The sequence below is a fragment of the Pseudomonas sp. TE50-2 genome, assembly GCF_040813665.1.
GTDB lineage: Bacteria > Pseudomonadota > Gammaproteobacteria > Pseudomonadales > Pseudomonadaceae > Aquipseudomonas > Aquipseudomonas soli.
In genome coordinates this window covers 3,495,758-3,520,516 of sequence record NZ_JBFNXN010000001.1, presented here as the reverse complement: position 1 = coordinate 3,520,516, position 24,759 = coordinate 3,495,758, and the positions used below count along the sequence as shown (strand labels likewise).

The 24,759-nt window shown below is 63.8% G+C and carries 25 protein-coding genes; 22 read left to right on the top strand and 3 right to left on the bottom strand.

Annotation, left to right across the window (positions count from 1 at the left end; all coding sequences use genetic code 11):
* Positions 1 to 18: 18 nt before the first annotated feature.
* The 10 genes from pyrR (at position 19) to AAHK21_RS16040 (ending at position 10,774) form a co-directional block, all read left to right on the top strand.
* Complete coding sequence (gene pyrR, locus AAHK21_RS16085) at positions 19 to 537, top strand: bifunctional pyr operon transcriptional regulator/uracil phosphoribosyltransferase PyrR (RefSeq protein ID WP_102682235.1); 519 nt, start codon at positions 19 to 21, stop codon at positions 535 to 537.
* Between the two features lie 12 nt (positions 538 to 549).
* Positions 550 to 1,554: an aspartate carbamoyltransferase catalytic subunit gene (locus AAHK21_RS16080; RefSeq protein WP_038706925.1), complete on the top strand. Its 1,005-nt coding sequence runs from the start codon at positions 550 to 552 to the stop codon at positions 1,552 to 1,554.
* Entirely contained in the window at positions 1,551 to 2,822 is a 1,272-nt protein-coding gene (locus tag AAHK21_RS16075; RefSeq protein ID WP_367857759.1) for a dihydroorotase, read from the top strand. The genes AAHK21_RS16080 and AAHK21_RS16075 overlap by 4 nt, the downstream gene beginning before the upstream one ends.
* 178 nt (positions 2,823 to 3,000) lie before the next feature.
* On the top strand, positions 3,001 to 3,531 hold the full coding sequence (gene hslV, locus AAHK21_RS16070) for an ATP-dependent protease subunit HslV (RefSeq protein ID WP_011536056.1): 531 nt from the start codon (positions 3,001 to 3,003) through the stop codon (positions 3,529 to 3,531).
* 74 nt (positions 3,532 to 3,605) lie between these two features.
* Positions 3,606 to 4,949, top strand: coding sequence for an ATP-dependent protease ATPase subunit HslU (gene hslU / locus AAHK21_RS16065; RefSeq protein WP_046853918.1), 1,344 nt, complete (start codon positions 3,606 to 3,608; stop codon positions 4,947 to 4,949).
* Positions 4,950 to 5,036: 87 nt separating this feature from the next.
* Positions 5,037 to 5,414 carry a gamma-butyrobetaine hydroxylase-like domain-containing protein gene (locus AAHK21_RS16060; protein WP_046853917.1) on the top strand — a complete coding sequence of 126 codons (378 nt, stop codon included), beginning with the start codon at positions 5,037 to 5,039 and terminating at the stop codon, positions 5,412 to 5,414.
* Between the two features lie 335 nt (positions 5,415 to 5,749).
* Complete coding sequence (phaC, locus tag AAHK21_RS16055; RefSeq protein ID WP_046853916.1) at positions 5,750 to 7,429, top strand: class II poly(R)-hydroxyalkanoic acid synthase; 1,680 nt, start codon at positions 5,750 to 5,752, stop codon at positions 7,427 to 7,429.
* A 64-nt stretch (positions 7,430 to 7,493) separates the two neighbouring features.
* Positions 7,494 to 8,345 carry a poly(3-hydroxyalkanoate) depolymerase gene (gene phaZ / locus AAHK21_RS16050; protein ID WP_038706927.1) on the top strand — a complete coding sequence of 284 codons (852 nt, stop codon included), beginning with the start codon at positions 7,494 to 7,496 and terminating at the stop codon, positions 8,343 to 8,345.
* A 127-nt stretch (positions 8,346 to 8,472) separates the two neighbouring features.
* Positions 8,473 to 10,155 carry a class II poly(R)-hydroxyalkanoic acid synthase gene (gene phaC, locus AAHK21_RS16045; protein ID WP_367857758.1) on the top strand — a complete coding sequence of 561 codons (1,683 nt, stop codon included), beginning with the start codon at positions 8,473 to 8,475 and terminating at the stop codon, positions 10,153 to 10,155.
* A 4-nt stretch (positions 10,156 to 10,159) separates the two neighbouring features.
* Complete coding sequence (locus AAHK21_RS16040; protein WP_046853913.1) at positions 10,160 to 10,774, top strand: TetR/AcrR family transcriptional regulator; 615 nt, start codon at positions 10,160 to 10,162, stop codon at positions 10,772 to 10,774.
* Positions 10,775 to 10,859: 85 nt separating this feature from the next.
* Here the strand turns inward: AAHK21_RS16040 and AAHK21_RS16035 are convergent, their stop codons facing one another.
* From AAHK21_RS16035 to AAHK21_RS16025, 3 genes are all read right to left on the bottom strand, one after another.
* A complete protein-coding gene (locus tag AAHK21_RS16035; protein WP_367857757.1) occupies positions 10,860 to 11,591 on the bottom strand; it encodes a phasin family protein in 732 nt (243 codons plus the stop codon).
* A gap of 10 nt (positions 11,592 to 11,601) precedes the next feature.
* Positions 11,602 to 12,024: a phasin family protein gene (locus AAHK21_RS16030; RefSeq protein ID WP_023632554.1), complete on the bottom strand. Its 423-nt coding sequence runs from the start codon at positions 12,022 to 12,024 to the stop codon at positions 11,602 to 11,604.
* 208 nt (positions 12,025 to 12,232) lie between these two features.
* Positions 12,233 to 12,508: a polyhydroxyalkanoic acid system family protein gene (locus AAHK21_RS16025; RefSeq protein WP_023632555.1), complete on the bottom strand. Its 276-nt coding sequence runs from the start codon at positions 12,506 to 12,508 to the stop codon at positions 12,233 to 12,235.
* 125 nt (positions 12,509 to 12,633) lie between these two features.
* Between AAHK21_RS16025 and ubiE the strand changes: the two genes are divergently transcribed.
* The 12 genes from ubiE (at position 12,634) to AAHK21_RS15965 (ending at position 24,695) form a co-directional block, all read left to right on the top strand.
* Positions 12,634 to 13,404, top strand: a complete 771-nt coding sequence (gene ubiE / locus AAHK21_RS16020) for a bifunctional demethylmenaquinone methyltransferase/2-methoxy-6-polyprenyl-1,4-benzoquinol methylase UbiE (protein WP_023632556.1) — start codon at positions 12,634 to 12,636, stop codon at positions 13,402 to 13,404.
* Positions 13,404 to 14,027 carry an SCP2 domain-containing protein gene (locus AAHK21_RS16015; RefSeq protein ID WP_038706930.1) on the top strand — a complete coding sequence of 208 codons (624 nt, stop codon included), beginning with the start codon at positions 13,404 to 13,406 and terminating at the stop codon, positions 14,025 to 14,027. Before ubiE ends, AAHK21_RS16015 begins: the two co-directional genes overlap by 1 nt.
* Positions 14,024 to 15,637, top strand: a complete 1,614-nt coding sequence (gene ubiB / locus AAHK21_RS16010; RefSeq protein WP_038706931.1) for a ubiquinone biosynthesis regulatory protein kinase UbiB — start codon at positions 14,024 to 14,026, stop codon at positions 15,635 to 15,637. The genes AAHK21_RS16015 and ubiB overlap by 4 nt, the downstream gene beginning before the upstream one ends.
* Positions 15,638 to 15,710: 73 nt before the next feature.
* A complete protein-coding gene (hisI, locus tag AAHK21_RS16005; RefSeq protein WP_367857756.1) occupies positions 15,711 to 16,103 on the top strand; it encodes a phosphoribosyl-AMP cyclohydrolase in 393 nt (130 codons plus the stop codon).
* 1 nt (position 16,104) lies between these two features.
* Positions 16,105 to 16,440 (top strand): phosphoribosyl-ATP diphosphatase, encoded by a 336-nt coding sequence (locus tag AAHK21_RS16000; protein WP_023632586.1) that lies wholly within the window; start codon positions 16,105 to 16,107, stop codon positions 16,438 to 16,440.
* Positions 16,441 to 16,517: 77 nt separating this feature from the next.
* Positions 16,518 to 16,790, top strand: a complete 273-nt coding sequence (locus tag AAHK21_RS15995) for a twin-arginine translocase TatA/TatE family subunit (protein WP_046853910.1) — start codon at positions 16,518 to 16,520, stop codon at positions 16,788 to 16,790.
* Between the two features lie 3 nt (positions 16,791 to 16,793).
* On the top strand, positions 16,794 to 17,162 hold the full coding sequence (tatB, locus tag AAHK21_RS15990) for a Sec-independent protein translocase protein TatB (protein WP_367857755.1): 369 nt from the start codon (positions 16,794 to 16,796) through the stop codon (positions 17,160 to 17,162).
* A complete protein-coding gene (tatC, locus tag AAHK21_RS15985; protein ID WP_023632588.1) occupies positions 17,159 to 17,950 on the top strand; it encodes a twin-arginine translocase subunit TatC in 792 nt (263 codons plus the stop codon). The genes tatB and tatC overlap by 4 nt, the downstream gene beginning before the upstream one ends.
* Positions 17,947 to 18,654, top strand: a complete 708-nt coding sequence (locus AAHK21_RS15980; protein WP_367857754.1) for a 16S rRNA (uracil(1498)-N(3))-methyltransferase — start codon at positions 17,947 to 17,949, stop codon at positions 18,652 to 18,654. The genes tatC and AAHK21_RS15980 overlap by 4 nt, the downstream gene beginning before the upstream one ends.
* A gap of 99 nt (positions 18,655 to 18,753) precedes the next feature.
* A complete protein-coding gene (locus AAHK21_RS15975; RefSeq protein ID WP_367857753.1) occupies positions 18,754 to 20,670 on the top strand; it encodes a methyl-accepting chemotaxis protein in 1,917 nt (638 codons plus the stop codon).
* A 155-nt stretch (positions 20,671 to 20,825) separates the two neighbouring features.
* Positions 20,826 to 22,769, top strand: a complete 1,944-nt coding sequence (locus tag AAHK21_RS15970) for a methyl-accepting chemotaxis protein (RefSeq protein WP_367857752.1) — start codon at positions 20,826 to 20,828, stop codon at positions 22,767 to 22,769.
* A gap of 534 nt (positions 22,770 to 23,303) precedes the next feature.
* Complete coding sequence (locus tag AAHK21_RS15965; RefSeq protein WP_367857751.1) at positions 23,304 to 24,695, top strand: hypothetical protein; 1,392 nt, start codon at positions 23,304 to 23,306, stop codon at positions 24,693 to 24,695.
* The last annotated feature ends 64 nt before the right edge of the window (positions 24,696 to 24,759 follow it).

Here is a 24,759-nt window from a genome sequence, read left to right as displayed (position 1 = left end):
CCTTCCGAGGAGCACGCAATGAGCCTACCCAATCCCGCCGACCTGATCCGGCAGATGGCCGTCGACCTTCGCGCCCACCTGGCCCGCCGCACGATCGCCGAGCCACGCTTCATCGGTATCCGCACCGGCGGCGTGTGGGTGGCCCAGGCCCTGCAGGCCGAGCTCGGCGACCAGAGCCCGCTGGGTACCCTGGACGTCTCCTTCTACCGTGACGATTTCAGCCAGAACGGCCTGCACCCGCAGGTGCGCCCCTCGGAACTGCCTTTCGAGATCGAAGGCCAGCACCTGGTGCTGGTGGACGACGTGCTGATGAGCGGGCGTACCATCCGCGCCGCTCTCAACGAGCTGTTCGACTACGGCCGCCCGGCCAGCGTGACGCTGGTGTGCCTGCTCGACCTGGATGCCGGCGAACTGCCGATCCGCCCGAATGTGCTTGGCGCCACGCTGTCCCTGGCCGCCCATGAACGGGTAAAATTGACCGGACCCACGCCGCTCGCCCTCGAGCGCCAGGACCTCGCTCCCGCATCCGCCCTTTAAGAGTCCCCCGCGATGACGCCATTCGACGCCAAGCGCCCGCTGCAGCTCAATGATCAGGGCCAGCTGCGCCACTTCCTCTCGCTCGACGGTTTGCCCCGCGAACTGCTGACCGAGATCCTCGACACCGCCGACTCGTTCCTCGAAGTCGGCGCCCGGGCCGTGAAGAAAGTCCCGCTGCTGCGCGGCAAGACCGTGTGCAACGTGTTCTTCGAGAACTCCACCCGTACCCGCACCACCTTCGAGCTGGCCGCCCAGCGCCTGTCGGCGGACGTGATCAGCCTGAACGTGTCGACCTCCTCGACCAGCAAGGGCGAGACCCTGTTCGATACCCTGCGCAACCTGGAGGCCATGGCCGCCGACATGTTCGTCGTGCGCCACTCCGACTCCGGTGCCGCCCATTTCATCGCCGAGCACGTGTGCCCGGACGTGGCCGTGATCAACGGCGGTGACGGCCGCCACGCGCACCCGACCCAGGGCATGCTCGACATGCTCACCATCCGTCGGCACAAGGGCAGCTTCGAGAACCTGTCGGTGGCCATCGTCGGCGACATCCTGCACTCGCGCGTGGCCCGCTCGGACATGCTCGCGCTCAAGGCGCTGGGCTGCCCGGACATCCGCGTGATCGGCCCGAAGACACTGATCCCGATCGGCATCGAGCAGTACGGCGTGAAGGTCTACACCGACCTCGCCGAAGGCCTCAAGGATGTCGACGTGGTGATCATGCTGCGCCTGCAGCGTGAGCGCATGGCCGGCGGCCTGCTGCCCAGCGAAGGCGAGTTCTACCGCCTGTTCGGCCTGACCACCGCACGCCTGGCCGGGGCCAAGCCCGACGCCATCGTCATGCACCCGGGTCCGATCAACCGGGGCGTGGAGATCGAGTCGGCGGTGGCCGACGGCAAGCACTCGGTGATCCTCAACCAGGTCACCTACGGCATCGCCGTGCGCATGGCCGTGCTGTCCATGGCCATGAGCGGGCAGAACGCGCAACGTCAATTCGAGCAGGAGAACGCCCAGTGACCCTAAGCATCATCGGCGCCCGGGTCATCGACCCTGCCAGCGGCCTGGACACCATCACCGACCTGCACCTCGATGGCGGGCACATTGCCGCCATCGGCGCGGCCCCGGCCGGCTTCAGCGCCAGCCGCACGATCCAGGCCGAAGGCCTGGTCGCCGCCCCCGGCCTGGTAGACCTCGGCGTCTCCCTGCGCGAACCGGGCTACAGCCGCAAGGGCAACATCGCCAGCGAAACCCGCGCCGCGGTCGCCGGCGGCGTCACCAGCCTGTGCTGCCCGCCGCAGACCAAGCCGGTACTGGACACCTCGGCGGTCGCCGAACTGATCCTCGACCGCGCCCGCGAAGCCGCCAACAGCAAGGTCTATCCGATCGGCGCCCTGACCAAAGGCCTGGAAGGCGAGCAACTGGCCGAACTGGTCGCCCTGCGCGACACCGGCTGCGTGGCCTTCGGCAACGGCCTGAAAGAGATCCCCAACAACCGCACCCTGGCTCGCGCCCTGGAATACGCCGCAACCTTCGACCTGACCGTGGTGTTCCATTCCCAGGACCGCGACCTGGCCCAGGGCGGCCTCGCCCACGAGGGCCCGATGGCCAGCTTCCTCGGCCTGCCCGGCATCCCGGAAACCGCCGAAACCGTGGCCTTGGCCCGCAACCTGCTGCTGGTCGAGCAGAGCGGCGTGCGCGCCCACTTCACCCAGATCACCAGCGCCCGTGGCGCCCGGCTGATCGCCCAGGCCCAGCAACTGGGACTGCCGGTCACCGCCGATGTGGCGCTGTACCAGCTGATCCTCACCGACGAGGCGCTGCGCGACTTCTCAAGCCTTTACCACGTGCAACCACCTCTGCGCACCGCCGCCGACCGCGACGGACTGCGCGAAGCGGTGAAATCCGGGGTGATCCAGGCGATCTCCAGTCATCACCAGCCCCACGAACGCGATGCCAAGCTGGTGCCGTTCGGTGCCACCGAGCCGGGTATCAGCAGTGTCGAGCTGTTGCTGCCGCTGGCCATGACCCTGGTCGAGGATGGCCTGCTCGACCTGCCGACCCTGTTGGCGCGCCTGAGCAGCGGCCCGGCCAAAGCCATGCGCCTGCCAGCCGGCGAGCTGAAAGTCGGCGCCGCCGCCGACCTGGTGCTGTTCGACCCGAAAGCCTCGACCGTGGCCGGCGAACACTGGTTCTCCCGCGGTGAGAACTGCCCGTTCATCGGCCACTGCCTGCCGGGCGCAGTGCGTTATACCTTGGTCGATGGACACGTCTGCCACGAGGCCTGACTAACGCCATCGCGGGGCGAGCCCGCTCCCACGAAGCCCCCTGGGGTCATCGTGTGGAGCAGGCCTGCCAGGCAATGCCTTGAAACAACCATTCATCCCTCTCGGTTGAAATCCTTCCCCCCTCCCCCCATATGAGTCTGCATCAGGCATTTTCGCCCCGCTGCGTGGAGACTCTCCCTTGACTACCATCGTTTCTGTCCGCCGTAACGGCAAAGTCGTCATGGGCGGCGACGGCCAGGTTTCCCTCGGCAACACCGTGATGAAAGGCAACGCCAAGAAAGTGCGTCGCCTGTACAACGGCCAGGTCATCGCCGGCTTTGCCGGTGCCACCGCCGATGCCTTCACCCTGTTCGAGCGCTTCGAAGCCCAGCTGCAGAAACACTCCGGCCACCTGGTGCGTGCCGCCGTAGAGCTGGCCAAGGAATGGCGTACCGACCGCTCGCTGAGCCGCCTGGAAGCGATGCTGGCCGTGGCCAACAAGGATGCATCCCTGATCATCACCGGCAACGGCGACGTGGTCGAACCCGAGGACGGGCTGATCGCCATGGGTTCCGGCGGTGGCTATGCCCAGGCCGCGGCCCGCGCCCTGCTGAACAAGACCGACCTGTCGGCCCGCGAGATCACCGAGGCCGCCCTGAACATCGCCGGCGACATCTGCGTGTTCACCAACCACAACCTGACCATCGAGGAGCAGGACCTGGCCGAGTGAATCAGTTGTTTTGGCGTCCCGCTCGCAGCGGGACTTTTCCACACTGATCACTGTGCTTGAGGACCCCATACATCATGTCCATGACCCCACGCGAAATCGTCCACGAACTCAACCGCCACATCATCGGCCAGGACGACGCCAAGCGCGCCGTCGCCATTGCCCTGCGCAACCGCTGGCGGCGCATGCAGCTCCCCGCCGAGCTGCGTGCCGAAGTCACCCCCAAGAACATCCTGATGATCGGCCCCACCGGCGTGGGCAAGACCGAAATCGCCCGCCGCCTGGCCAAGCTGGCCAATGCACCGTTCATCAAGGTCGAGGCGACCAAGTTCACCGAGGTCGGCTACGTTGGCCGTGATGTCGAGTCGATCATCCGTGACCTGGCCGATGCCGCGCTGAAGATGCTGCGCGAGCAGGAGATCGTCCGCGTGCGCCACCGCGCCGAGGACGCCGCCGAGGACCGCATCCTCGATGCCCTGTTGCCACAGGCGCGGGTCAGCAGCTTCAGCGAGGAAGCCCAGCAGAGCAGCAGCGACTCCAACACCCGCCAGCTGTTCCGCAAGCGCCTGCGCGAAGGCCAGCTGGACGACAAGGAAATCGAGATCGAAGTCGCCGAGAACATGGGCGTCGAAATCGCCGCGCCGCCCGGCATGGAAGAGATGACCAACCAGCTGCAGAGCCTGTTCGCCAACATGGGCAAGGGCAAGCGCAAGGCGCGCAAGCTCAAGGTCAAGGACGCGCTGAAGATGGTCCGCGACGAAGAAGCCGGCCGCCTGGTCAATGAGGAAGAGCTCAAGGCCAAGGCCCTGGAAGCGGTCGAGCAGCACGGTATCGTGTTCATCGACGAAATCGACAAGGTTGCCAAGCGTGGCAACGTTGGCGGCGCCGATGTCTCCCGTGAAGGCGTGCAGCGCGACCTGCTGCCGCTGATCGAAGGCTGCACCGTCAACACCAAGCTGGGCATGGTCAAGACCGACCACATCCTGTTCATCGCCTCCGGCGCGTTCCACCTGAGCAAGCCGAGCGACCTGGTGCCCGAGCTGCAAGGCCGCCTGCCGATCCGTGTCGAGCTCAAGGCGCTGACCCCGGAAGACTTCGAGCGCATCCTCAAGGAACCGCACGCCTCGTTGACCGAGCAGTACAGTGCCCTGCTCAAGACCGAGGGCCTGAACATCGAGTTCGCCGACGAGGGCCTCAAGCGCCTGGCCGAGATCGCCTACCAGGTCAACGAGAAGACCGAGAACATCGGTGCCCGCCGCCTGCACACCCTGCTCGAGCGCCTGCTCGAAGAGGTGTCGTTCAGCGCCGGCGACCTGGCCAGCGCCCACGACGAGACGCCGATCCACATCGACGCCGCCTACGTCAACAGCCACCTGGGTGAGCTGGCGCAGAACGAAGACCTGTCGCGTTACATCCTGTAAGACCGCAGGGGGCCGCCTTGCGGCCCCCTTGCACAATGCCTGGAATCACTCGAAGCTTGCAGCTTGAAGCCAAAGAGAGAGTCACCCATGGCCCGCCTGCCCACCGCGATCAATCTGCACAAAGCTTCCAAGACCCTCACCCTCACCTACGCCCCCGGCGAGGTCTACCACCTGCCCGCCGAGTTCCTGCGCGTGCACTCGCCCTCCGCCGAAGTCCAGGGCCACGGCAATCCCATCCTGCAATTCGGCAAGATCAACGTCGGTCTCAGCGGTCTGGAACCGGCCGGTCAATATGCACTGAAACTGACCTTCGACGACGGCCATGACTCAGGATTGTTCACCTGGGAATACCTCGAGCAGCTGTGCCTGCGCCAGGAACAGCTATGGGCCGACTACCTCGACGAATTGCACAAGGCCGGCAAATCCCGCGACCCGTCCGAATCGGTGGTGAAATTGATGCTCTAGCTCAAGCCCCGCAAGCTTTAGAGCGCATTTTCTAATCTCATCTGCTTGAATGCCTGGATGACTGCCAAAGATTGGCTGTCTTGCGCATTACACGAAAGTCGGGTAACCAATGGAGCTGGCAAGTTCCCTGCATCGCCTCCGGGCAGGCAGGGCCAGGCCGGTATGTAGAGGTCGCGAGCGAAAGCAGGTTGTCTTCACACGCAGAAACCCCCGCAGCTCATCATCGGCACGCATCCGGTCGCAGCACCGCTGTTCCTTATCACTGGTCACCCGAGTAGCAGTACCGGGCTGTCACAGCACACCGGTACTCGTCTCAGGACAACGGAGCGTCGTAGATGAGTAACAAGAACAACGATGAGTTGCAGCGGCAGGCCTCGGAAAACACCCTGGGGCTCAACCCGGTCATCGGCATTCGCCGCAAGGATCTACTTACATCGGCGCGCACGGTATTGCGCCAGGCCATGCGCCAGCCCTTGCACAGCGCCAAGCACGTGGCGCACTTCGGCCTGGAGCTGAAGAACGTCCTGCTGGGCAAGTCGGCGCTGCAGCCGGAAGGCGACGACCGTCGCTTCAGCGACCCGGCGTGGAGCAAGAACCCCCTTTATCGCCGCTACCTGCAGACCTACCTCGCCTGGCGCAAGGAACTCAACGACTGGATCAGCGAGAGCGACCTGTCGCCGCAGGACATCAGCCGCGGGCAGTTCGTCATCAACCTGGTGACCGAGGCCATGGCGCCCACCAACACCCTCTCCAACCCGGCTGCAGTCAAACGCTTCTTCGAGACCGGCGGCAAGAGCCTGCTCGACGGGTTGTCCAACCTGGCCAAGGACATCGTCAACAACGGCGGCATGCCCAGCCAGGTGAACATGGAGGCCTTCGAGGTCGGCAAGAACCTCGGCACCAGCGAAGGCGCGGTGGTGTACCGCAACGATGTGCTGGAGCTGATCCAGTACAGCCCCATCACCGAGCAGGTGCACAGCCGCCCGCTGCTGGTAGTGCCGCCGCAGATCAACAAGTTCTACGTCTTCGACCTGAGCCCGGAAAAGAGCCTGGCGCGCTTCTGCCTGCGCTCGCAGCAACAGACTTTCATCGTCAGCTGGCGCAACCCGACCAAGGCCCAGCGCGAGTGGGGCCTGTCCACCTACATCGACGCACTCAAGGAAGCCGTCGACGCGGTGCTGGCGATCACCGGCAGCAAGGACCTGAACATGCTCGGTGCCTGCTCCGGCGGCATCACCTGCACCGCGCTGGTGGGCCATTACGCCGCCCTCGGCGAGAAAAAGGTCAATGCCCTGACCCTGCTGGTGAGCGTGCTCGACACTACCGTCGACACCCAGGTGGCATTGTTCGTCGACGAGCAGACCCTGGAGGCGGCCAAGCGCCACTCCTATCAATCCGGCGTGCTCGAAGGCAGCGACATGGCCAAGGTGTTCGCCTGGATGCGCCCCAACGACCTGATCTGGAACTACTGGGTCAACAACTACCTGCTCGGCAACGAGCCGCCGGTGTTCGACATCCTGTTCTGGAACAACGACACCACCCGGCTGCCGGCCGCCTTCCACGGCGACCTGATCGAGATGTTCAAGAACAACCCGCTGATCCGCTCCAACGCCCTCGAGGTGTGCGGCACGGCCATCGACCTGAAGCAGGTCGACTGCGACATCTACAGCGTTGCCGGCACCGCCGACCACATCACGCCCTGGCAGTCGTGCTACCGCTCGGCGCACCTGTTCGGCGGCAAGATCGAGTTCGTGCTGTCCAACAGTGGCCATATCCAGAGCATTCTCAACCCACCGGGCAACCCCAAGGCGCGCTTCATGACCGGCGAGGATCGCCCGGACGACCCGGTGGCCTGGCAGGAGAACGCGGTCAAGCATGCCGACTCCTGGTGGCTGCATTGGCAGGCCTGGCTGGGTGAGCGCGCCGGCGAACTCAAGAAGGCACCTACACGCCTGGGTAACCGCGCCTATACCGCGGGCGAGGCCGCACCGGGAACATACGTGCACGAGCGTTGAGCCGAACCGCCGTGGTGCGCCTGGTGGCGCAGCGCGGCGCTACTTTCACCACAGAGTCACGCGCATGCCGCAACCGTATATCTTCAGGACCGTCGAGCTGGACGACCAGTCCATCCGCACTGCGGTCCGCCCGGGCAAGCCACACCTGACGCCGCTGCTGATCTTCAACGGCATCGGCGCCAACCTCGAGCTGGTGTTTCCATTCATCGAGGCCCTGGACCCGGACCTGGAGGTCATCGCCTTCGACGTGCCCGGGGTGGGCGGCTCGTCCACGCCTCGTCACCCCTACCGTTTTCCCGGCCTGGCCAAGTTGACGGCAAGGATGCTCGACTACCTGGACTACGGCCAGGTCAATGTCATCGGCGTGTCCTGGGGCGGCGCCCTGGCCCAGCAGTTCGCCCACGACTACCCCGAACGCTGCAAGAAACTGGTGCTGGCCGCCACCGCCGCCGGCGCGGTGATGGTACCGGGCAAGCCCAAGGTGTTGTGGATGATGGCCAGCCCACGGCGCTACGTGCAGCCCTCCCATGTCATCCGCATCGCGCCGCTGATCTATGGCGGCGGCTTTCGCCGGGATCCGGACCTGGCCATGCACCATGCCTCGAAGGTCCGTTCGGGCGGCAAGCTGGGCTACTACTGGCAGCTGTTTGCCGGGCTCGGCTGGACCAGCATCCACTGGCTGCACAAGATCCACCAGCCCACCCTGGTGCTGGCCGGCGACGACGATCCGCTGATCCCGCTGATCAACATGCGCCTGCTGGCCTGGCGGATTCCCAATGCCCAGCTACACATAATCGATGATGGCCACCTGTTCCTGATCACCCGGGCCGAGGCCGTCGCCCCGATCATCATGAAATTCCTCGAGCAAGAACGCCAACGCGCGGTCATGCACCCTCGGCCAGCGGCACGGGGGTAGGAAGGCTTTTTATTGCGTCAGCACGGGCCTTTGCGGGCACTTCCCAGGCAGGTGATGCGAGCCTGCAGGAGTAGCTTTACCCGCATCAAGGCCAACGCGGAAATGGATCTGACGAAGGAGTGTTGGCATGAAGGACAAACCGGCCAGAGGATCGACACCGGTCCCCGCCACGAGCATGAACGTGCAGAACGCCATCACCGGCCTGCGCGGTCGCGACCTGTTCTCGACCCTGCGCCAGGTCGGCCGGATCGGTCTGCGCAATCCGCTGCACACCGCGCATCACCTGCTGAGCCTGGGTGGCCAGCTGGGGCGCGTGCTGATCGGCGACAGCCCCTACCAGCCCCACCCACGGGACGCACGCTTCAGCGACCCGACCTGGAGCCAGAACCCGTTCTACCGCCGCGGGCTGCAGGCCTACCTTGCCTGGCAGAAGCAGACGCGCCTGTGGATCGAGGAAAGCAGCCTGGCCGACGACGATCGGGCCCGGGCGCAGTTCCTGTTCAACCTGGTCAGCGACGCCTTCGCGCCCAGCAATTCATTGCTCAACCCGCTGGCGGTCAAGGAACTGTTCAACACCGGCGGCCTGAGCCTTCTGCGCGGTGTCAGCCACCTGCTCGACGACCTGCGCCACAACGACGGCCTGCCACGGCAGGTGGACGAACGGGCCTTCGAGGTTGGCGGCAACCTGGCCGCCACACCGGGCGCAGTGGTGTTTCGCAACGAACTGCTGGAGCTGATCCAGTACAAGCCCATGAGCGAGAAACAGTACGCCCGACCGCTGCTGGTGGTGCCGCCGCAGATCAACAAGTTCTATATCTTCGACCTGGGCCCGACCAACAGCTTCGTCCAGTACATGCTCAAGCAGGGCCTGCAGGTATTCATGGTCAGCTGGCGCAACCCCGACCCACGCCACCGCGAGTGGGGTCTGTCCAGCTATGTGCAGGCCCTGGAGGAGGCGCTCAACGCTTGTCGCAGCATCAGCGGCAGCCGCGACCCCAACCTGATGGGCGCCTGTGCCGGCGGCCTGACCATGGCCGCGCTGCAGGGCCACCTGCAGGCGAAGAAACAGCTGCGCAAGGTGCGCAGTGCCACCTACCTGGTGAGTCTGCTCGACAGCCAGTTCGACAGCCCCGCAAGCCTGTTCGCCGACGAGCAGACCATCGAGGCGGCCAAGCGCCGCTCCTACCAGCGCGGCGTGCTGGACGGCGGCGAGGTGGCACGGATCTTCGCCTGGATGCGCCCCAACGACCTGATCTGGAACTACTGGGTCAACAACTACCTGATGGGCAAGACGCCGCCGGCCTTCGACATCCTCTACTGGAACGCCGACAGCACGCGCCTGCCGGCCGCACTGCACGGCGACCTGCTGGATTTCTTCAAGCTCAACCCGCTGACCTTCCCCGAAGGCCTGGAGGTGTGCGGCACCCCGATCGACCTCACGCAGGTCGGGCTGGACAGCTTCACCGTGGCCGGCAGCAACGACCACATCACCCCCTGGGACGCGGTGTACCGCTCGGCCCTGCTGCTCGGCGGCGAGCGGCGCTTCATCCTGGCCAACAGCGGCCATATCCAGAGCATCATCAACCCGCCCGGCAACCCCAAGGCCTACTACCTGGAAAACCCCAAGCTCTCCAGCGACCCGCGGGCCTGGTTCCACGACGCCCAACGCCGCGACGGCAGCTGGTGGCCCCTGTGGCTGGAATGGATAGAGCAGCGCTCCGGCACGCTCAGGACGCCACGCGACGAGCTGGGCAACACCACTTATCCACCGCTGGGCCCCGCGCCCGGCAGCTACGTACTGGCACGCTGACCGGATGAAGACCCGCGACCGTATCCTCGAATGTGCCTTGCAGCTGTTCAATCGCCAGGGCGAACCCAACGTCTCGACCCTGGAGATCGCCAACGAACTGGGGATCAGCCCAGGCAACCTGTACTACCACTTCCACGGCAAGGAGCCGCTGGTGATCGGCCTGTTCGAGCGTTTCGAAGAGCAATTGATGCCACTGCTCGACCCACCGCTGGACGTACGCCTGGATGCCGAGGACTACTGGCTGTTCCTGCACCTGATCGTCGAACGCATGGCCCAGTACCGTTTCCTGTTCCAGGACCTGTCCAACCTGACCGGGCGCCTGCCCAAGCTGGCGCGGGGCATGCGCAGCCTGATCAACGCCCTCAAGCGCACCCTGGCCGCGCTGCTGGCCAGTCTCAAGGGGCAGGGCCAGGTGACCAGCGAGACCCAGGCACTGGGGCAGTTGGTGGAACAGATCACCCTGACCCTGATGTGCTCGCTTGATTATCAGCGCGTGCTTGGCCGCGAGGGCGATGTCGGCGTGGTCGTGTACCAGGTGATGATGCTGGTGGCGCCGCATCTGCAGGCCCCGGCGCGCATGGCGGCGGAGCAGTTGGCAATGAGGTATCTGGAAGGCTGAAACGACCGCGGGGCAAGCCCGCTGCCACGAGTCCTGTGCAGGCTTCGTGGCAGCGGGCTTGCCCCGCGATCAGTGCGACCCGATATCAGGCCTGGGTGGCCGCGTTCACCGGTGCCGACGGGGTGCTGCTGGCCGGCGCCGCGCTCGGTGCCGGGGCTGCGGTGGCGGCAGGCGCCGGTGCGGCGGGCTTGGCTGCCGCAGGTTTGGCCGGCGCCGCTTTCTTCACGGCCGGTTTCTTGGCGGCTGCCGGTTTGGCAGCGGGCTTGGCCGCTACAGGCTTGGCCGCAGCCTTGACCGCTGCGGTTTTCGCCGCAGGTTTTGCCGCAGCGGTCTTGGCCGCAGGCTTGGCGGCCGCCTTGGCCAATGGCTTGGCGGCCGTCTTGCTGGCGCTGGCCTTGGAGATCGGCGTGACCGACGCACCGGTCAGTTTCTCGATCTGCTTGGTCAGCGAATCGACCTGCTGGTGCAGGGCCTTGATCTCATTGCGGCTGGGCACGCCCAGGCGCGAGATGGCGCTGTTCAGGCGCTTGTCGAAGGCTTCCTCCAGCTCACTCCACTTGCCCAGCGCACGATCCTTCACGCCCGACACTCGCGAGTTGGTCGACGACTTGGCGCTTTCGGCCACGTCTTCGGCGGTTTTCTTCGCCTGCTTCTCGGCCTTCTCGCCGTCCTTCACCAGCGAATCGAACAGCTTCGGACCGTCCTGGTCGACCTTGGAGTAGATACCCAGGCCAGCCAACCAGATCTTGCGGGAGTACTTCTCGATTCCGCCGATCCAGGAACTGCCTTCTTTCTCGGTGTTCTTCTTGCCAGCCATCCTGCTCTCCTTATGGTTTGTGCGCGACGCGCTCGAGCAGCTCGTGCAGCTGTTCAAGCTTGATGGACAACGCCTCAACGTCATGTTTAGACGGAATGCCGAGGCGATTCAAGGCGCGACCGACACGGGCGTCGAAGGCGCGTTCGATTTTGTCCAGCTGCGCCTCGACCCGACCGGGCACGCGGGTGACTTCCTGGGTGGCTTCGTCGATCTGGGTATTGGCGGCTTCTACAGCCTTGTCGAGGCGTTTCTTGCCGCGCTTCTCGACGCCTTCGCCGGCTTTCACCAGCTCCTTGAAGTAGTCGGAGCCTTCCTGGCCGACACGGGCGTAGGCACCGATGCCCGCCAGCCAGATCTTGCGGGCGTAGCCGCGCACCTCGCCCAGCGTGCTGCCTTGGGCGTCGTCTTTTTGCTTGAGATTCACTTTGGCCATGCTCTGCACCTCATGCTCATTTAAGGGAGGGAGGAACTGCCCGGGGTGGTAGGGCTTGAGCGTGAAGGTAGGCGGAAAAATTAGAATCCTCACCCTAAGGTGCGGTCATGCAGGGTTAGTGTGCGTTTATTGTGGGAGCGGCAAGTCGGGTCGCCGCATCGCCGCTCCCACAAGGCCTGCTCCCGCAAACAGCAAGGAGCACGTGACCTCAGGCCAGCGCCTTGTCCAGCGCCCGCTCGATCTCGCCCTTGATGGTGCCGCTCATCATCGACAGCATCATGCCCAGCTTGAGCTCGACGCGGATGGTGTCCTCACCGATATGCACACTGCCGTTGGCGCCGCTGCGCTTCACATCGACGCGATCACCGTTCCAGCTGGCCTTGAGGTCGTATTCGCGGGTCAGCTTGTCCACCAGCGCCTCGGCCTTGGCGCGGGCGGCTTCACGGCCGAGGGTGTGTTTGCGTTCGACGCTGATCTGGGTCATGCGGGTGATCCTGGATATGAAGACATAATCGCCATTATGCCCGCCCCCTTTGCATGACACACCCCGCCAAGACAAATCCGCCCGTAGCCCCTAGAATGGCCGTAATTTTTTTCTGGTGAAGCGATATGACCGACCAGCGCAAAGGCGACCACGCCGAACCCACCACCCACTTCGGCTACCAGGACGTTCCCGAGAGCCAGAAGGCGAAGAAAGTCGCCGAGGTGTTCCACTCGGTGGCCGCCAAGTACGACCTGATGAACGACGTGCTCTCCGGCGGCATGCACCGCCTGTGGAAGCGCTTCACCATCGAGCTGTCCGGGGTGCGCAGCGGCAACCGCGTGCTGGACATTGCCGGTGGCACGGGCGACCTGGCCGCCAAGTTCTCGCGCCTGGTCGGCCCGACCGGGCAGGTGGTGCTGGCCGACATCAACGAATCGATGCTCAAGGTCGGCCGCGACCGCCTGCTCGACCGCGGCGTGTCGGGCAATATCGAATTCGTCCAGGCCGATGCTGAAAAGCTGCCATTCCCGGACAACCACTTCGACTGCGTGACCATCGCTTTCGGCCTGCGCAACGTGACGCACAAGGATGCGGCCATCCGCTCCATGCTGCGCGTGCTCAAGCCCGGTGGCCGCCTGTTGATCCTGGAATTTTCCAAGCCGACCAACAAGCTGATGTCCAAGGCCTACGACGCCTACTCGTTCGCCTTCATGCCGCTGGCCGGCAAGCTCATCACCAACGACTCGGAAAGCTACCGTTACCTGGCCGAATCGATCCGCATGCACCCCGACCAGGAAACGCTCAAGAGCATGATGGTCGAGGCCGGCTTCGACCGCGTCACCTACCACAACATGACCAGCGGCATCGTCGCCGTGCACCGGGGGATCAAGCCCTGATGCTCCTGGCCGGCCTGCTCGCCAGCGTCGAGCACGGGCTCAACCGTGTCCTGCGCCTGGACAGCACCGCCCTCCCGCGCCTGGCGGCGCTGGAAGGCAAGGTGATCGAGATCGACTGCGTGCAGCCGGCCCTGAAGCTGTTCGTGCTGCCCGACGAGGAAGGCCTGATGCTTGCCGCCCACTGGGAAAGCGAGGTCGACTGCACCCTGCGCGCCCCCGCCGGGCGCCTGGCACAGCTGGCGCTGGCCAAAGACAAGACCGCCGTGCTGCACAGCCCCCAGGTCGAGCTGCATGGCGACAGCGCCGTGCTGCTCGACCTGTTCGGCATCCTGCAGGACCTGGAACTGGACTGGGAACACGAGCTGCAGCGTTGGCTGGGGCCAGTACCCACCGCGCTGATCGCCGGCCACCTGCGCCTGCGCGCGCGCTGGACCCGCCAAGGCCTGGCCCGCTTCGGCGAAAATCTCTCCGAGTACCTGGCCGAGGAATCGCGTACCCTGGTCGGCAAACGCGAAGCCGAAGCGGCATTCAGCGAGCTCGATGCGCTGAAGGTCGATATCGAACGCCTCGAGGCACGCCTGCGCCGCCTCGCCCACACTCTTGATACCAGCGATAACGCATGAAGCTGCTCGCCGTCCGCCGTCTGTTGCGCATCCAGCGCGTCGTGATCCGCTACCGCCTCGATGACCTGCTGTTCGAACAACCCCTGCTGCCCTGGTGGCTGGCCAGCCTGCGCCTGCTGATGCCCTGGCGCTGGTTGCCGCGCAAGCCCCTGGAGCTGAGCCGCGGCGCACGCCTGCGCCTGGCGCTGCAGGACCTGGGGCCGATCTTCATCAAGTTCGGCCAGTTGCTCTCCACCCGCCGCGACCTGCTGCCCACCGACATCGCCGACGAGCTGATGCTGCTGCAGGACCGCGTGCCGCCGTTCGACCCGCAGCATGCCGTGGCGCTGATCGAAGCACAGCTCGGCGCCAAGGTAGGTGAGGTGTTCAGCCGTTTCGACGTCGAGCCGCTGGCCTCGGCTTCGGTGGCCCAGGTACACGCCGCACGCCTGAAGAGCGGCGAGGAAGTGGTGGTCAAGGTGGTGCGCCCGGGCCTGAAACCGGTCATCGCCCAGGACCTGGCCTGGCTGTTCCTGATCGCCAAGGCCGCCGAGCGCGCCTCGGCCGATGCCCGTCGCCTGCACCCGGTGGAAATCGTCGGCGACTACGAAAAGACCATCTACGACGAGCTCGACCTGCTGCGCGAGGCCGCCAACGCCAGCCAGCTGCGGCGCAACTTCGAAGGCTCCGAACTGATGTACGTGCCCCAAGTCTACTGGGACTTCTGCCGGCCCAAGGTACTGGTGATGGAGCGCATCTACGGCGTGCCGGTCACCGACATGGCGACGCTGGCCGACCAGCGCACCGACATGAAGATGCTGGCCGAACGCGGCGTCGAGGTGTTCTTCACCCAGGTGTTCCGCGACAGTTTCTTCCACGCCGACATGCACCCGGGCAACATCTTCGTCAGCACGGTCAAGCCGTGGAGCCCGCAATACATCGCCATCGACTGCGGTATCGTCGGCAGCCTCACCGCCGAGGACCAGGACTACCTGGCCCGCAACCTGATCGCCTTCTTCAAGCGCGACTATCGCCGCGTGGCCCAGCTGCACATCGATTCGGGCTGGGTACCGGCGCAGACCAAGGTCAACGAGTTCGAAGCGGCGATCCGCACGGTGTGCGAGCCGATCTTCGAAAAACCGCTCAAGGATATCTCCTTCGGCCAGGTGCTGATGCGCCTGTTCCAGACGGCCCGGCGCTTCAACATGGAAGTCCAGCCACAACTGGTGCTGCTGCAGAAGACCCTGCTCAACATCGAAGGCCTGGGTCGCCAGCTCTACCCCGACCTGGACCTGTGGAGCACCGCCAAGCCGTTTCTCGAGCGCTGGATGCGCGAGCGCATGAGCCCGAAGGCGGTAATCGGCAACCTCTACAGCCAGGCCGAGCAACTGCCGCACCTGGCCGACATGACCCGCGACCTGCTCGAACGCCTGTCGCAACCGCACCTGCACGACCCGCAACTGCCCGAGCGGCGCCGCGCCGGCGACAACTGGGCGCTGCGCCTGCTCGGTGCCGGCCTGCTCGGCGGTGGCGCCACCCTGGCGGCCGGCGCGGTCAGCCTCAGCGCCCCGGCCGCCTGGCCCGCGTGGTTGATGCTGGCAGCGGGCCTGTACCTGATCGTGCGCCGATAGCCAGCCGCGCCGCCGGCTGGCACACTAGCGCACAGGGGCCCGGTACGGGAGCGGGCCCGGTTTGGAGTCGACGATGAAAGACTGGCTGGACGAGATCAAGTGGAACAGCGATGGCCTGGTACCGGCGATCGCCCAGGACCACAAGACCGGGCGCGTGCTGATGATGGCCTGGATGAACCGTGAATCCCTCGCCCTGACCGCTACCGAGCATCGCGCCATCTATTGGTCGCGCTCGCGGGGCAAGCTGTGGCGCAAGGGCGAAGAGTCGGGCCATGTGCAGAAGCTGCACGAAATGCGCCTGGACTGTGACGCCGACGTGATCATCCTGATGGTCGAGCAACTGGGCCATATCGCCTGCCATACCGGCCGCGAAAGCTGCTTCTATCGCGTGTTCGAAGACGGCCAGTGGAAAATCGTCGATCCGGTCCTCAAGGATCCGGACGCCATCTATAGCGCAGGGCATTGACATGAGCGACACGCTAGACCGCCTCGCCGAGGTGCTGGAAGAACGCAAGCACGCGGCGCCCGACAGCAGCTACGTGGCCAGCCTGCATCACAAGGGCCTGAACAAGATCCTCGAGAAGCTTGGCGAAGAGTCCATCGAGACCATCATCGCTGCCAAGGATGCCGCCGTCAGCAAGGATTACAGCGATGTCATCTACGAGACCGCAGACCTGTGGTTTCATAGCCTGGTCATGCTCAGCGCGCTGGGCCAGCATCCGCAGGCGGTGCTCGACGAACTGGAGCGCCGCTTCGGCCTTTCCGGCCATGACGAGAAGGCCGCCCGTCAGCCACAGGCCTGACCGCGCGTATTTACAGGAACGGGCTCACCCCGCGATAGCGCCGGTTCCGGCTGACATACATTTTTCAGGAGTACGAAATGGGTATTTTTGACTGGAAACACTGGATCGTCCTGCTGGTCGTCGTGGTGCTGGTGTTCGGCACCAAGAAACTGAAGAACTTCGGCAGCGACCTGGGCGAATCGATCAAGGGCTTCCGCAAAGCCATGAACGAAGAAGAAGCCAAGCCGGCCGAGCAGACCCCACCGCCGGCGCAACCTGTTCCGCCAGTGCAGAACACCGCGCAGCAGGCCCAGGGCCACACCATCGAAGGCCAGGCCCAGCCGGTTCAAGAGCCGCAGCGGAAAGACTGACCCATGTTCGGTATCAGTTTCAGCGAGCTGCTGCTCGTCGGCCTGGTCGCCCTGCTGGTGCTCGGCCCCGAGCGCCTGCCGGGGGCCGCACGCACTGCCGGGCTATGGATCGGCCGCCTCAAGCGCAGCTTCAACGCGATCAAGATGGAAGTCGAGCGCGAGATCGGCGCCGACGACATCCGCCGCCAGTTGCACAACGAGCACATCCTGCAGATGGAGCAGGAGGCCAAGCGCATCCTAAACCCCCTGGCGCCACCAGCACAGCCGCCGGCCAACGCTGAAACGCCCGTAGCACCTGCTGCCGATGCCGCCCCCGCGCAGCCGGCCGCAGCAACACCCTCCGAACCGCCACAACCGCCGCGAGCCCCATGAGCGAGAATCCGGAAACCGACCAGCCGATGCCGCTGGTCTCGCACCTGACCGAGCTGCGCACACGCCTGCTGCGCTGCGTCGCCGCCATCTTCCTGATCTTCGCCGGGCTGTTCTCCTTCGCCCAGCAGATCTACACCCTGGTCTCGGCACCGCTGCGCGAGCACTTGCCAGCCAACGCGACAATGATCGCCACCGACGTGGCCTCGCCGTTCCTGACGCCGTTCAAGTTGACCATGATCGTCTCGCTGTTCCTGGCGATCCCGTTCATCCTCCAGCAGATCTGGGGTTTCATTGCCCCAGGCCTGTACCGCCATGAAAAGCGCATCGCCATCCCGCTGTTGGTGTCGAGCATCTTCCTGTTCTACGCCGGCATGGCCTTCGCCTATTTCCTGGTGTTCCCGCTGATCTTCGGCTTCTTCGCCAGCGCCACACCCGAAGGCGTGTCGATGATGACCGACATTTCCAGCTACCTCGACTTCGTCATGACCCTGTTCTTCGCCTTCGGGGTCGCCTTCGAAATCCCCGTGGCGGTAGTGCTGCTGGTGTGGATTGGCGTGGTCGACGTGCAGTACCTGAAGAAGATCCGCCCGTACGTGATCATCGGCTGTTTCGTGGTCGGCATGATCCTCACCCCACCGGACATCTTCTCCCAGACCCTCCTGGCCGTGCCCATGTGGATGCTGTTCGAGGTCGGCGTGCTGTGCGGCAGCCTGATCCGCAAGCGCAGCCACGCCCATGAAGAAACCGGCAACGACCACAACGACCAGCCGCCTGCGACCCAACCGTGAACCTGTTGCTCCTTGAAGAGGCCGACTTCGTGTCGGCCGACCGTGTTGTCCTGGCTGATCGCCGCTTCACCCACATGCAGGAGATCCACCGCGTAGCGGTGGGCGACAGCCTGCGCGTCGGGCGCATCGGCGGGCTGATGGGCAAGGCCGAGGTCATCCGCCTCGAAGGCCACGAAGCCGAACTGCGGGTGGCCTTCGACCAGCCGCCGCCGGCCAAACTGCCACTGACCCTGGTGCTGGCCGTGCCACGGCCGAAGATGCTGCGCCGGCTGTTCCAGACGGTCGCCACCCTGGGCGTGCCGCGGCTGATCCTGGTCAACAGCTACAAGGTCGAGAAGAGCTTCTGGCAGACGCCGTTCCTCCAGCCCGAAACCATCCGCGAAAACCTCATTCTCGGTCTGGAGCAAGCCCGTGACACGGTGCTGCCGGAAGTGATCATCGAGAAGCGCTTCAAGCCCTTCGTCGAAGACCGCCTGCCCGCCATCGCCGCCGACACCCTCGGCCTGGTCGGGCATCCTGGCCCCTACCCCGCTTGCCCACGGGCCGTTGAAGGCCCGGTAACCCTGGCGATCGGCCCGGAGGGCGGCTGGATTCCCTATGAAATCGAGCTGCTGGGCGAGGCTGGCCTTGAGCCCGTGCAATTGGGGGATAGGATCCTACGGGTGGAGACGGCCGTAACGGCCTTGCTTTCGCGAATTTTCTGACGCGCCAGTCAGCTTTTTATCATCAAGTTTCCCCGCCGTGCGCCGATGCCCTGTGCAACAAAACAATAATCCGCACTGCCACGCGCCGGGGAGTCGTCTATGTACCGTTGGTTTGCCCAGTCACTGGGAAATGTAAGCGTCAATCGCAAGTTGGGGATCGGCTTCGGCCTGGTGTTGCTGCTCACCCTCGGCATCACCTTCACCGGTTGGCTGGGCATTGACAGCGTCACCAGCCGTGGCGACAAGCTCGGCAACATCTCTGTGATCCACCAGTACACCCAGGACCTGCGTCTCGCCCGCCTGGCCTACGAGCGCAGCCGTGACGACGCCTCCGTCGCCGAACTGGAGAAGGCCCTGGCCAATCTCGAGCGCCAGGTGCAGTTCATGCTCGGGCAGATCGAAATCCCCGCCGACCGCCAGCGCCTGGACAAGCAACAGGACGCCGTACGCCAGTACCAGCAAGCCTTCGCCGAGCTCAGGCAGGCCGGCCAGCGCCGCGAGGCCAGCCGGGGCACCCTGGGCGACAGCGCCGACAAGGCTGCCGAACTGATCGGCAAGGTCCAGCAGCGCCTGCTGCAGGGCGGCGATATCCAGCAGTACCAGGAGGCTGTGCAAGTTGCGGCGCTGCTGCAGCAGGCGCGTTTCCAGGTGCGTGGCTACACCTATAGCGGCAAGGCCGAATTCCAGCAGACCGCGCTCACTGCCATCGACCAGGCCCTGACCGTGCTCAAGGCCCTGCCCGCCAGGCTCCCGGCCGAGTTCGCCGCCAGCCTGGACGATGCCGCCAGCGCGCTGGCTGCCTACCGCGACGCGGTGAACCAGTTCGGCAATGCCCAGGCCGCCAGCGAGCAAGCGTTGACGCGCATGTCCGCACAGGGCCAGGTGCTGTTGGACGCCAGCCAGGCAATGACCGTTTCGCAAACAACCGTGCGCGACCAAGGCACCCAGCAGGCCAAGACCCTGCTGGCCGGTGCCACGGCGCTGGCCTTGCTGCTGGGCGTACTCGCCGCGTTCGCCATTACCCGGCAGATCATCGTGCCCCTGCGCCAGACCCTCGCCGCCGCAGAACGCGTGGCCGGTGGCGACCTGCGCCAGGACCTCAAGGCCGACCGGCGCGACGAACTGGGCCAATTGCAGGCCAGCATGCAGCGCATGACCCAAAGCCTGCGCGAACTGATCGGCGGCATCGGCGACGGCGTGACGCAAATCGCCAGTGCTGCCGAGGAACTGTCGGCGGTCACTGAGCAGACCAGCGCCGGGGTCAACAACCAGAAAGTCGAGACCGACCAGGTCGCCACCGCCATGAACGAGATGGCCGCCACCGTCCAGGAAGTGGCGCGCAACGCCGAACAGGCCTCGGAAGCGGCGCTGATGGCCGACCAGCAGGCCCGCGAAGGTGACAAGGTTGTGGGCGAGGCGATCAGCCAGATCGAGCGCCTGGCCAGCGAAGTGGTCAACTCCAGCGAAGCGATGAACCAGCTAAAGGCCGAGAGCGACAAGATCGGCAGTGTGCTCGATGTGATCAAGTCGGTGGCCCAGCAGACCAACCTGCTGGCCCTCAACGCCGCCATCGAAGCCGCCCGTGCCGGCGAGGCAGGCCGTGGCTTCGCCGTGGTCGCCGACGAAGTGCGCAGCCTGGCCCAGCGCACCCAGCAGTCCACCGAAGAGATCGAGGAGCTGATTGCCAGCCTGCAGAACGGCACCGAGCGCGTGGCCGGCGTCATGGACAGCAGCCGCGCCCTCACCGACAGCAGCGTGGAACTGACGCGCCGCGCCGGCGATTCGCTGGGCACCATCACCCGCACCGTGTCGTCGATCCAGTCGATGAACCAGCAGATCGCCACCGCCGCCGAGCAGCAGAGCGCCGTGGCCGAAGAGATCAACCGCAGCGTGATGAACGTACGCGATATCTCCGACCAGACCTCCGCGGCCAGCGAGGAGACAGCAAGTTCCAGTGTCGAGCTGGCGCGCCTGGGGACTCACCTGCAGGGTCTGGTGGGGCGTTTCAGGCTCTGATTCGAGGCTTGCGGGCTGTAGGCCTTACCCTTCAGCCCGCAGAGAACTTTCCTACTCGATTTGCAGGTCCAGTCCGACGGACTTCCGGCCGATGAGGAATGGCCATGGCGGCACTCTGCCGCCATGGCCTTTTCTCAATTGGACGGAGACCTGCCATGTTCGGATACCTTGACCGCCAGCTCGGCAACCTTGGCGTCGGGCTCAAGCTCGCCCTGGGTTTCACCGTGGTGCTGTTGCTCACCCTGGCCACCACGCTCAGCGGCTGGCGCGCCCTGGACGGCGCCATCCAGCGCTCGGAGCAGCTCAGCGACATCGGCGAACTCAACGACCTGACCCGTGACCTGCGCGCCGAACGCATCACCTACCGGGTACTCGCCGACGACGTCAGCAAGACCCGCATCGCGAACATCCTGGAGCAGTTGTACGACCGCCTGACCCTGCTGCAGCAACGCAGCGGCGTCGATTCGTCGCGGCAAATGCTGAACCAGAAACTGCAGCTGCTGCAGCGCCTGAAGGCCGACTTCGCCATCCTGCAAGGCACCGTGGACAGCCGCGAAGGCTTGCGTGCGGCGATGCAGGCGCAGGCAGGCGTGCTCGAAAGCGTGATCGACGAACTGCAGACCCAGGCCTTGCTGAAGCTGCCGGGCGACGGACAGCAGGGCAGCGTGGTCGGTCTCATGGATACCCTGGGCCGCCATATCGAGTCTGCCAGCCAGCAAAGCCAGGTGCCGGCCTATACCTACTCGCCCCAGGACAGTTTCGCCAGCATGGGCGATGCCGCGCTGCAGGCGGCGAACGTCAGCCTGGAGCAATTGCTGCGGGCCATTGCCCCACTGGAACTGCCCGCCACGTTGACCCAGCGGCCACAGGCGGAATTGGACCGCTACCGCGACACCCTGCGCCAATACCGCGAGGCCGCGCTCAAGGTTGAGCAACTGCAGGGCGGCATGGAGAAAATGGGCGACGAACTGCAGGCCGTGAGCCGTGAACTGAGCGAGCGCAAGGTCGAGCAGCGCGACAACGAGGCCCTGGCCGACCGTTCGTTGCTGACCAGCGTGGCCGTGTTGGCGCTGGTGTTCGGCATCCTGGCCGCCTGGCTCATCACCCGCCAGATCACCCAACCGCTACGCCAGGTGCTGTCCCAGGCCGCATGCATTGCCCGAGGCGATCTCAGCCAGGTACAGACGGTGCACCGCCGTGACGAGATGGGCCAGCTGCAAATCAGCATGCGCGAGATGACCTTGAGCCTGCGCGAGCTGCTCGGAGGCATCGATCAGGGCGTCGGCCAGCTGTCCAAGGCAGCGGCAGAGCTGGCCTGCGCCAGTGTGGATACGCGCGAGCGCATCAGCCAGCAGCGCGAAGAGACCGATCAGGTGGCCACGGCCATGAACCAGATGAGCGCCACGGTACAGGAAGTCGCGCAGAACGCCGAACAGGCCTCGCTGGCGGCAACCACCGCCGATCATCAGGCACAACTGGGCGACCAGGTGGTGGCCGAAGCCATCGCCCGCATCGAGCAACTGGCAAGCCAGATGGACCGCTGTCTCACCGCGATGGGCCACCTGGCCGGTGAAAGCCAGCGCATCGGATCGATTCTAGATGTGATCAAGTCGGTTTCCGAGCAGACCAACCTCCTGGCGCTCAACGCCGCCATCGAGGCAGCCCGGGCGGGGGAAGCAGGGCGTGGCTTCGCCGTGGTGGCCGACGAAGTACGCGGCCTGGCCCAACGCACGCAGCAGTCGACCGAGGAAATCGAGCTGCTGATCGACAGCCTGCACCGTGGCACCGACGAGGTCACCGGCCTGCTCAACGACAGCAAGAGCCTGACCGGGCAGAGTGTCGAGCTCAGCCGCAAGGCGGGTGCCGCGCTGGGGCAGATCACCGAAACGGTATCGAGCATCCAGGGCATGAACCAACAGATCGCCACGGCCAGCGAGCAACAGAGCGTGGTTGCCGAGCAGATCAACCGCAGCGTGATCAATGTGCGCGATGTGTCGGACCAGACCAGTGCGGCCAGTGAGCAGACGGCCGCATCGAGCGTCGAGCTGGGGGAACTTGGGAAAGCGTTGCAGGGCATGGTGGGACGTTTCAGCCTATAGACACACTGGCGGGCAGCTGACAACTGCAAAAACTGCCAGTTGCACGCCAACTTACTCATTACTAGGCTCTGCATGAAAGTCTTGAGACACCAGTCAGGCAAGACGAAAACAGTCGAGGAATGGTCGAAGTCGCGATCGACTTTACTGAATTTAATGAGCATTCCGAGACGGTTTCGTCTTGCCTGATCACCGTTCGGCCATTTACGTCCAACCCTAGTTTTATATCTTCCTGAAAGGAAGATCTTAATTAACAAAAGGAATGAGCGCTGGATGTAACCTAAGGTTACTGCTGGTTCGCTGCCAAATACGGCTGGGTCCGACACAGCGCATTAGCCGTGCGCAACTGGAATCGCAGGCTTTCTTCGCCGCTGATACTTTCGATCGCTGGCAAGAAATCTTCGGACTTGACCGGAAAATTCCTTGCCTCTTATCGCTCATCTCCTTTGTAGGGCCTCGATGTTTGACCAGCAACCAATACGTCATCGGTTCGCGACTTAACAAAGTAGTCTCCCTGAGATCATGCCGGAGAAAAAAATGGACAACCAAAATGAAGATGTATATTTGATAAAACTCGGCGTAGGAAAGGATAAGTGCCCATCCGGAAAACTTTGCCTTTACACCCATGAAGATTATAACGCCGCGGGTAACGACGGTGACATCCTGGTCATCAGCCCGAATATACAACTAGATGAAGAGCGTCTGAAAGAATTTGGTTTTCCCGTAGGGAACCGTAAGGGTGTAACAGGCATTGTCAATAACATGGCGCAGCCGGGGACTCTGGCATCCCGCCCATACATCGACGGTGAAACACTGAGCATCGCCGCTGGAGGGAGCATACCGGACCTGGCTTATACAGAATTTCCAGGCGGCGGAACCTGGAACGATAAAACACGCTCCGTGGTGTCACAACCTGTTGAAGAAGTTACGCTCCAGATAATACTGGAAGACAATATTTCCCTGGGGATCGACCAGACTGTTGAAACAGAATTAAAAATCAGAAACGAGAGTAACACTACCATTACCGGAGCCACCATCACTCTTGAGTCCGATGAAGCAACGATAGTCTCGGTAGAAGATTTCAACCAAACTATAAACATCCCTGGCAAAGGCACGACAACGGTAAAAATCCCTCTGAAGGGCCACCGTGAGGGCAGCACAAAACTGACGGCCAGGTTGTATACGCCATTGGGATATATTAACAAAGGGGACAACATTAAAGAAACAAATGCCAGCGTAGCGGGCGTCCTTGTAACAATTCGAATGTCAATGGCGCAACGCATGACAATCAAAGATAATGAAGAGTCCTATGCGCCTCTTGACATAACCAATGAAAGCAATATTGATATACAAGGTATCGTACTGGAAGCCGTTTCAGCAAACACAACCATACTAACTGTCGGGAAACATGATGACCCCTTAACCCTTCCGGCTTCTAAGTCGCAAAGAGTCAACATTCCCATCAGTGGGCTCAGTAACGGAAGGACCATATTGACGGTCACTCTCACACCCCCACCGGGAATAATAAACCTGGGTGACACTCAGAAAAGGTCACAGGTAACTGTAGACTCCGAACGGGACCTCACGGTGAGTCAGAAGCTACTTGGACATTGGAAGAAAGTCTGGAATCAGCCGGAATACATCTATAATTATGAACTTACTCTGAAGTCCGAAAATTCACGCGTAGTGAAATGGCGTCTTACTTTTCTTCTGCAAACGGGGGCAGTGCTGGATCCTGACTGGCTGAAAACTCAACAGGATTGGTTGGAAGTGGATGAGGCAACAGAAGGATTCATTGCCTTGATAAATAAAACAGGACATACCATTGAACCAGGAGCAGAACTCCCACTCGCTATTCAGGTTCTGTACCCCGGTGAGTCGGATTTATACAATGAGCTTTATAATGTTCACCTGAAGCAGGAAATATAAAAGCAGAGGGACCGCTGGGGAGCTGTAAGAAACGGCGCCCCTCTAACCTTGCTTTTCAGCGTTG

Excerpts from the sequence above, each read along its gene's own strand:
- pyrR (WP_102682235.1), top strand. The coding sequence starts at position 19 with ATGAGCCTACCCAATCCCGCCGACCTGATCCGGCAGATGGCCGTCGAC.
- AAHK21_RS16080 (WP_038706925.1), top strand. The coding sequence starts at position 550 with ATGACGCCATTCGACGCCAAGCGCCCGCTGCAGCTCAATGATCAGGGC.
- hslU (WP_046853918.1), top strand. The coding sequence starts at position 3,606 with ATGTCCATGACCCCACGCGAAATCGTCCACGAACTCAACCGCCACATC.
- AAHK21_RS16060 (WP_046853917.1), top strand. The coding sequence starts at position 5,037 with ATGGCCCGCCTGCCCACCGCGATCAATCTGCACAAAGCTTCCAAGACC.
- phaC (WP_046853916.1), top strand. The coding sequence starts at position 5,750 with ATGAGTAACAAGAACAACGATGAGTTGCAGCGGCAGGCCTCGGAAAAC.
- phaZ (WP_038706927.1), top strand. The coding sequence starts at position 7,494 with ATGCCGCAACCGTATATCTTCAGGACCGTCGAGCTGGACGACCAGTCC.
- phaC (WP_367857758.1), top strand. The coding sequence starts at position 8,473 with ATGAAGGACAAACCGGCCAGAGGATCGACACCGGTCCCCGCCACGAGC.
- AAHK21_RS16040 (WP_046853913.1), top strand. The coding sequence starts at position 10,160 with ATGAAGACCCGCGACCGTATCCTCGAATGTGCCTTGCAGCTGTTCAAT.
- AAHK21_RS16035 (WP_367857757.1), bottom strand. The coding sequence starts at position 11,591 with ATGGCTGGCAAGAAGAACACCGAGAAAGAAGGCAGTTCCTGGATCGGC.
- AAHK21_RS16030 (WP_023632554.1), bottom strand. The coding sequence starts at position 12,024 with ATGGCCAAAGTGAATCTCAAGCAAAAAGACGACGCCCAAGGCAGCACG.
- AAHK21_RS16025 (WP_023632555.1), bottom strand. The coding sequence starts at position 12,508 with ATGACCCAGATCAGCGTCGAACGCAAACACACCCTCGGCCGTGAAGCC.
- ubiE (WP_023632556.1), top strand. The coding sequence starts at position 12,634 with ATGACCGACCAGCGCAAAGGCGACCACGCCGAACCCACCACCCACTTC.
- AAHK21_RS16015 (WP_038706930.1), top strand. The coding sequence starts at position 13,404 with ATGCTCCTGGCCGGCCTGCTCGCCAGCGTCGAGCACGGGCTCAACCGT.
- ubiB (WP_038706931.1), top strand. The coding sequence starts at position 14,024 with ATGAAGCTGCTCGCCGTCCGCCGTCTGTTGCGCATCCAGCGCGTCGTG.
- hisI (WP_367857756.1), top strand. The coding sequence starts at position 15,711 with ATGAAAGACTGGCTGGACGAGATCAAGTGGAACAGCGATGGCCTGGTA.
- AAHK21_RS16000 (WP_023632586.1), top strand. The coding sequence starts at position 16,105 with ATGAGCGACACGCTAGACCGCCTCGCCGAGGTGCTGGAAGAACGCAAG.
- AAHK21_RS15995 (WP_046853910.1), top strand. The coding sequence starts at position 16,518 with ATGGGTATTTTTGACTGGAAACACTGGATCGTCCTGCTGGTCGTCGTG.
- tatB (WP_367857755.1), top strand. The coding sequence starts at position 16,794 with ATGTTCGGTATCAGTTTCAGCGAGCTGCTGCTCGTCGGCCTGGTCGCC.
- tatC (WP_023632588.1), top strand. The coding sequence starts at position 17,159 with ATGAGCGAGAATCCGGAAACCGACCAGCCGATGCCGCTGGTCTCGCAC.
- AAHK21_RS15975 (WP_367857753.1), top strand. The coding sequence starts at position 18,754 with ATGTACCGTTGGTTTGCCCAGTCACTGGGAAATGTAAGCGTCAATCGC.
- AAHK21_RS15970 (WP_367857752.1), top strand. The coding sequence starts at position 20,826 with ATGTTCGGATACCTTGACCGCCAGCTCGGCAACCTTGGCGTCGGGCTC.
- AAHK21_RS15965 (WP_367857751.1), top strand. The coding sequence starts at position 23,304 with ATGGACAACCAAAATGAAGATGTATATTTGATAAAACTCGGCGTAGGA.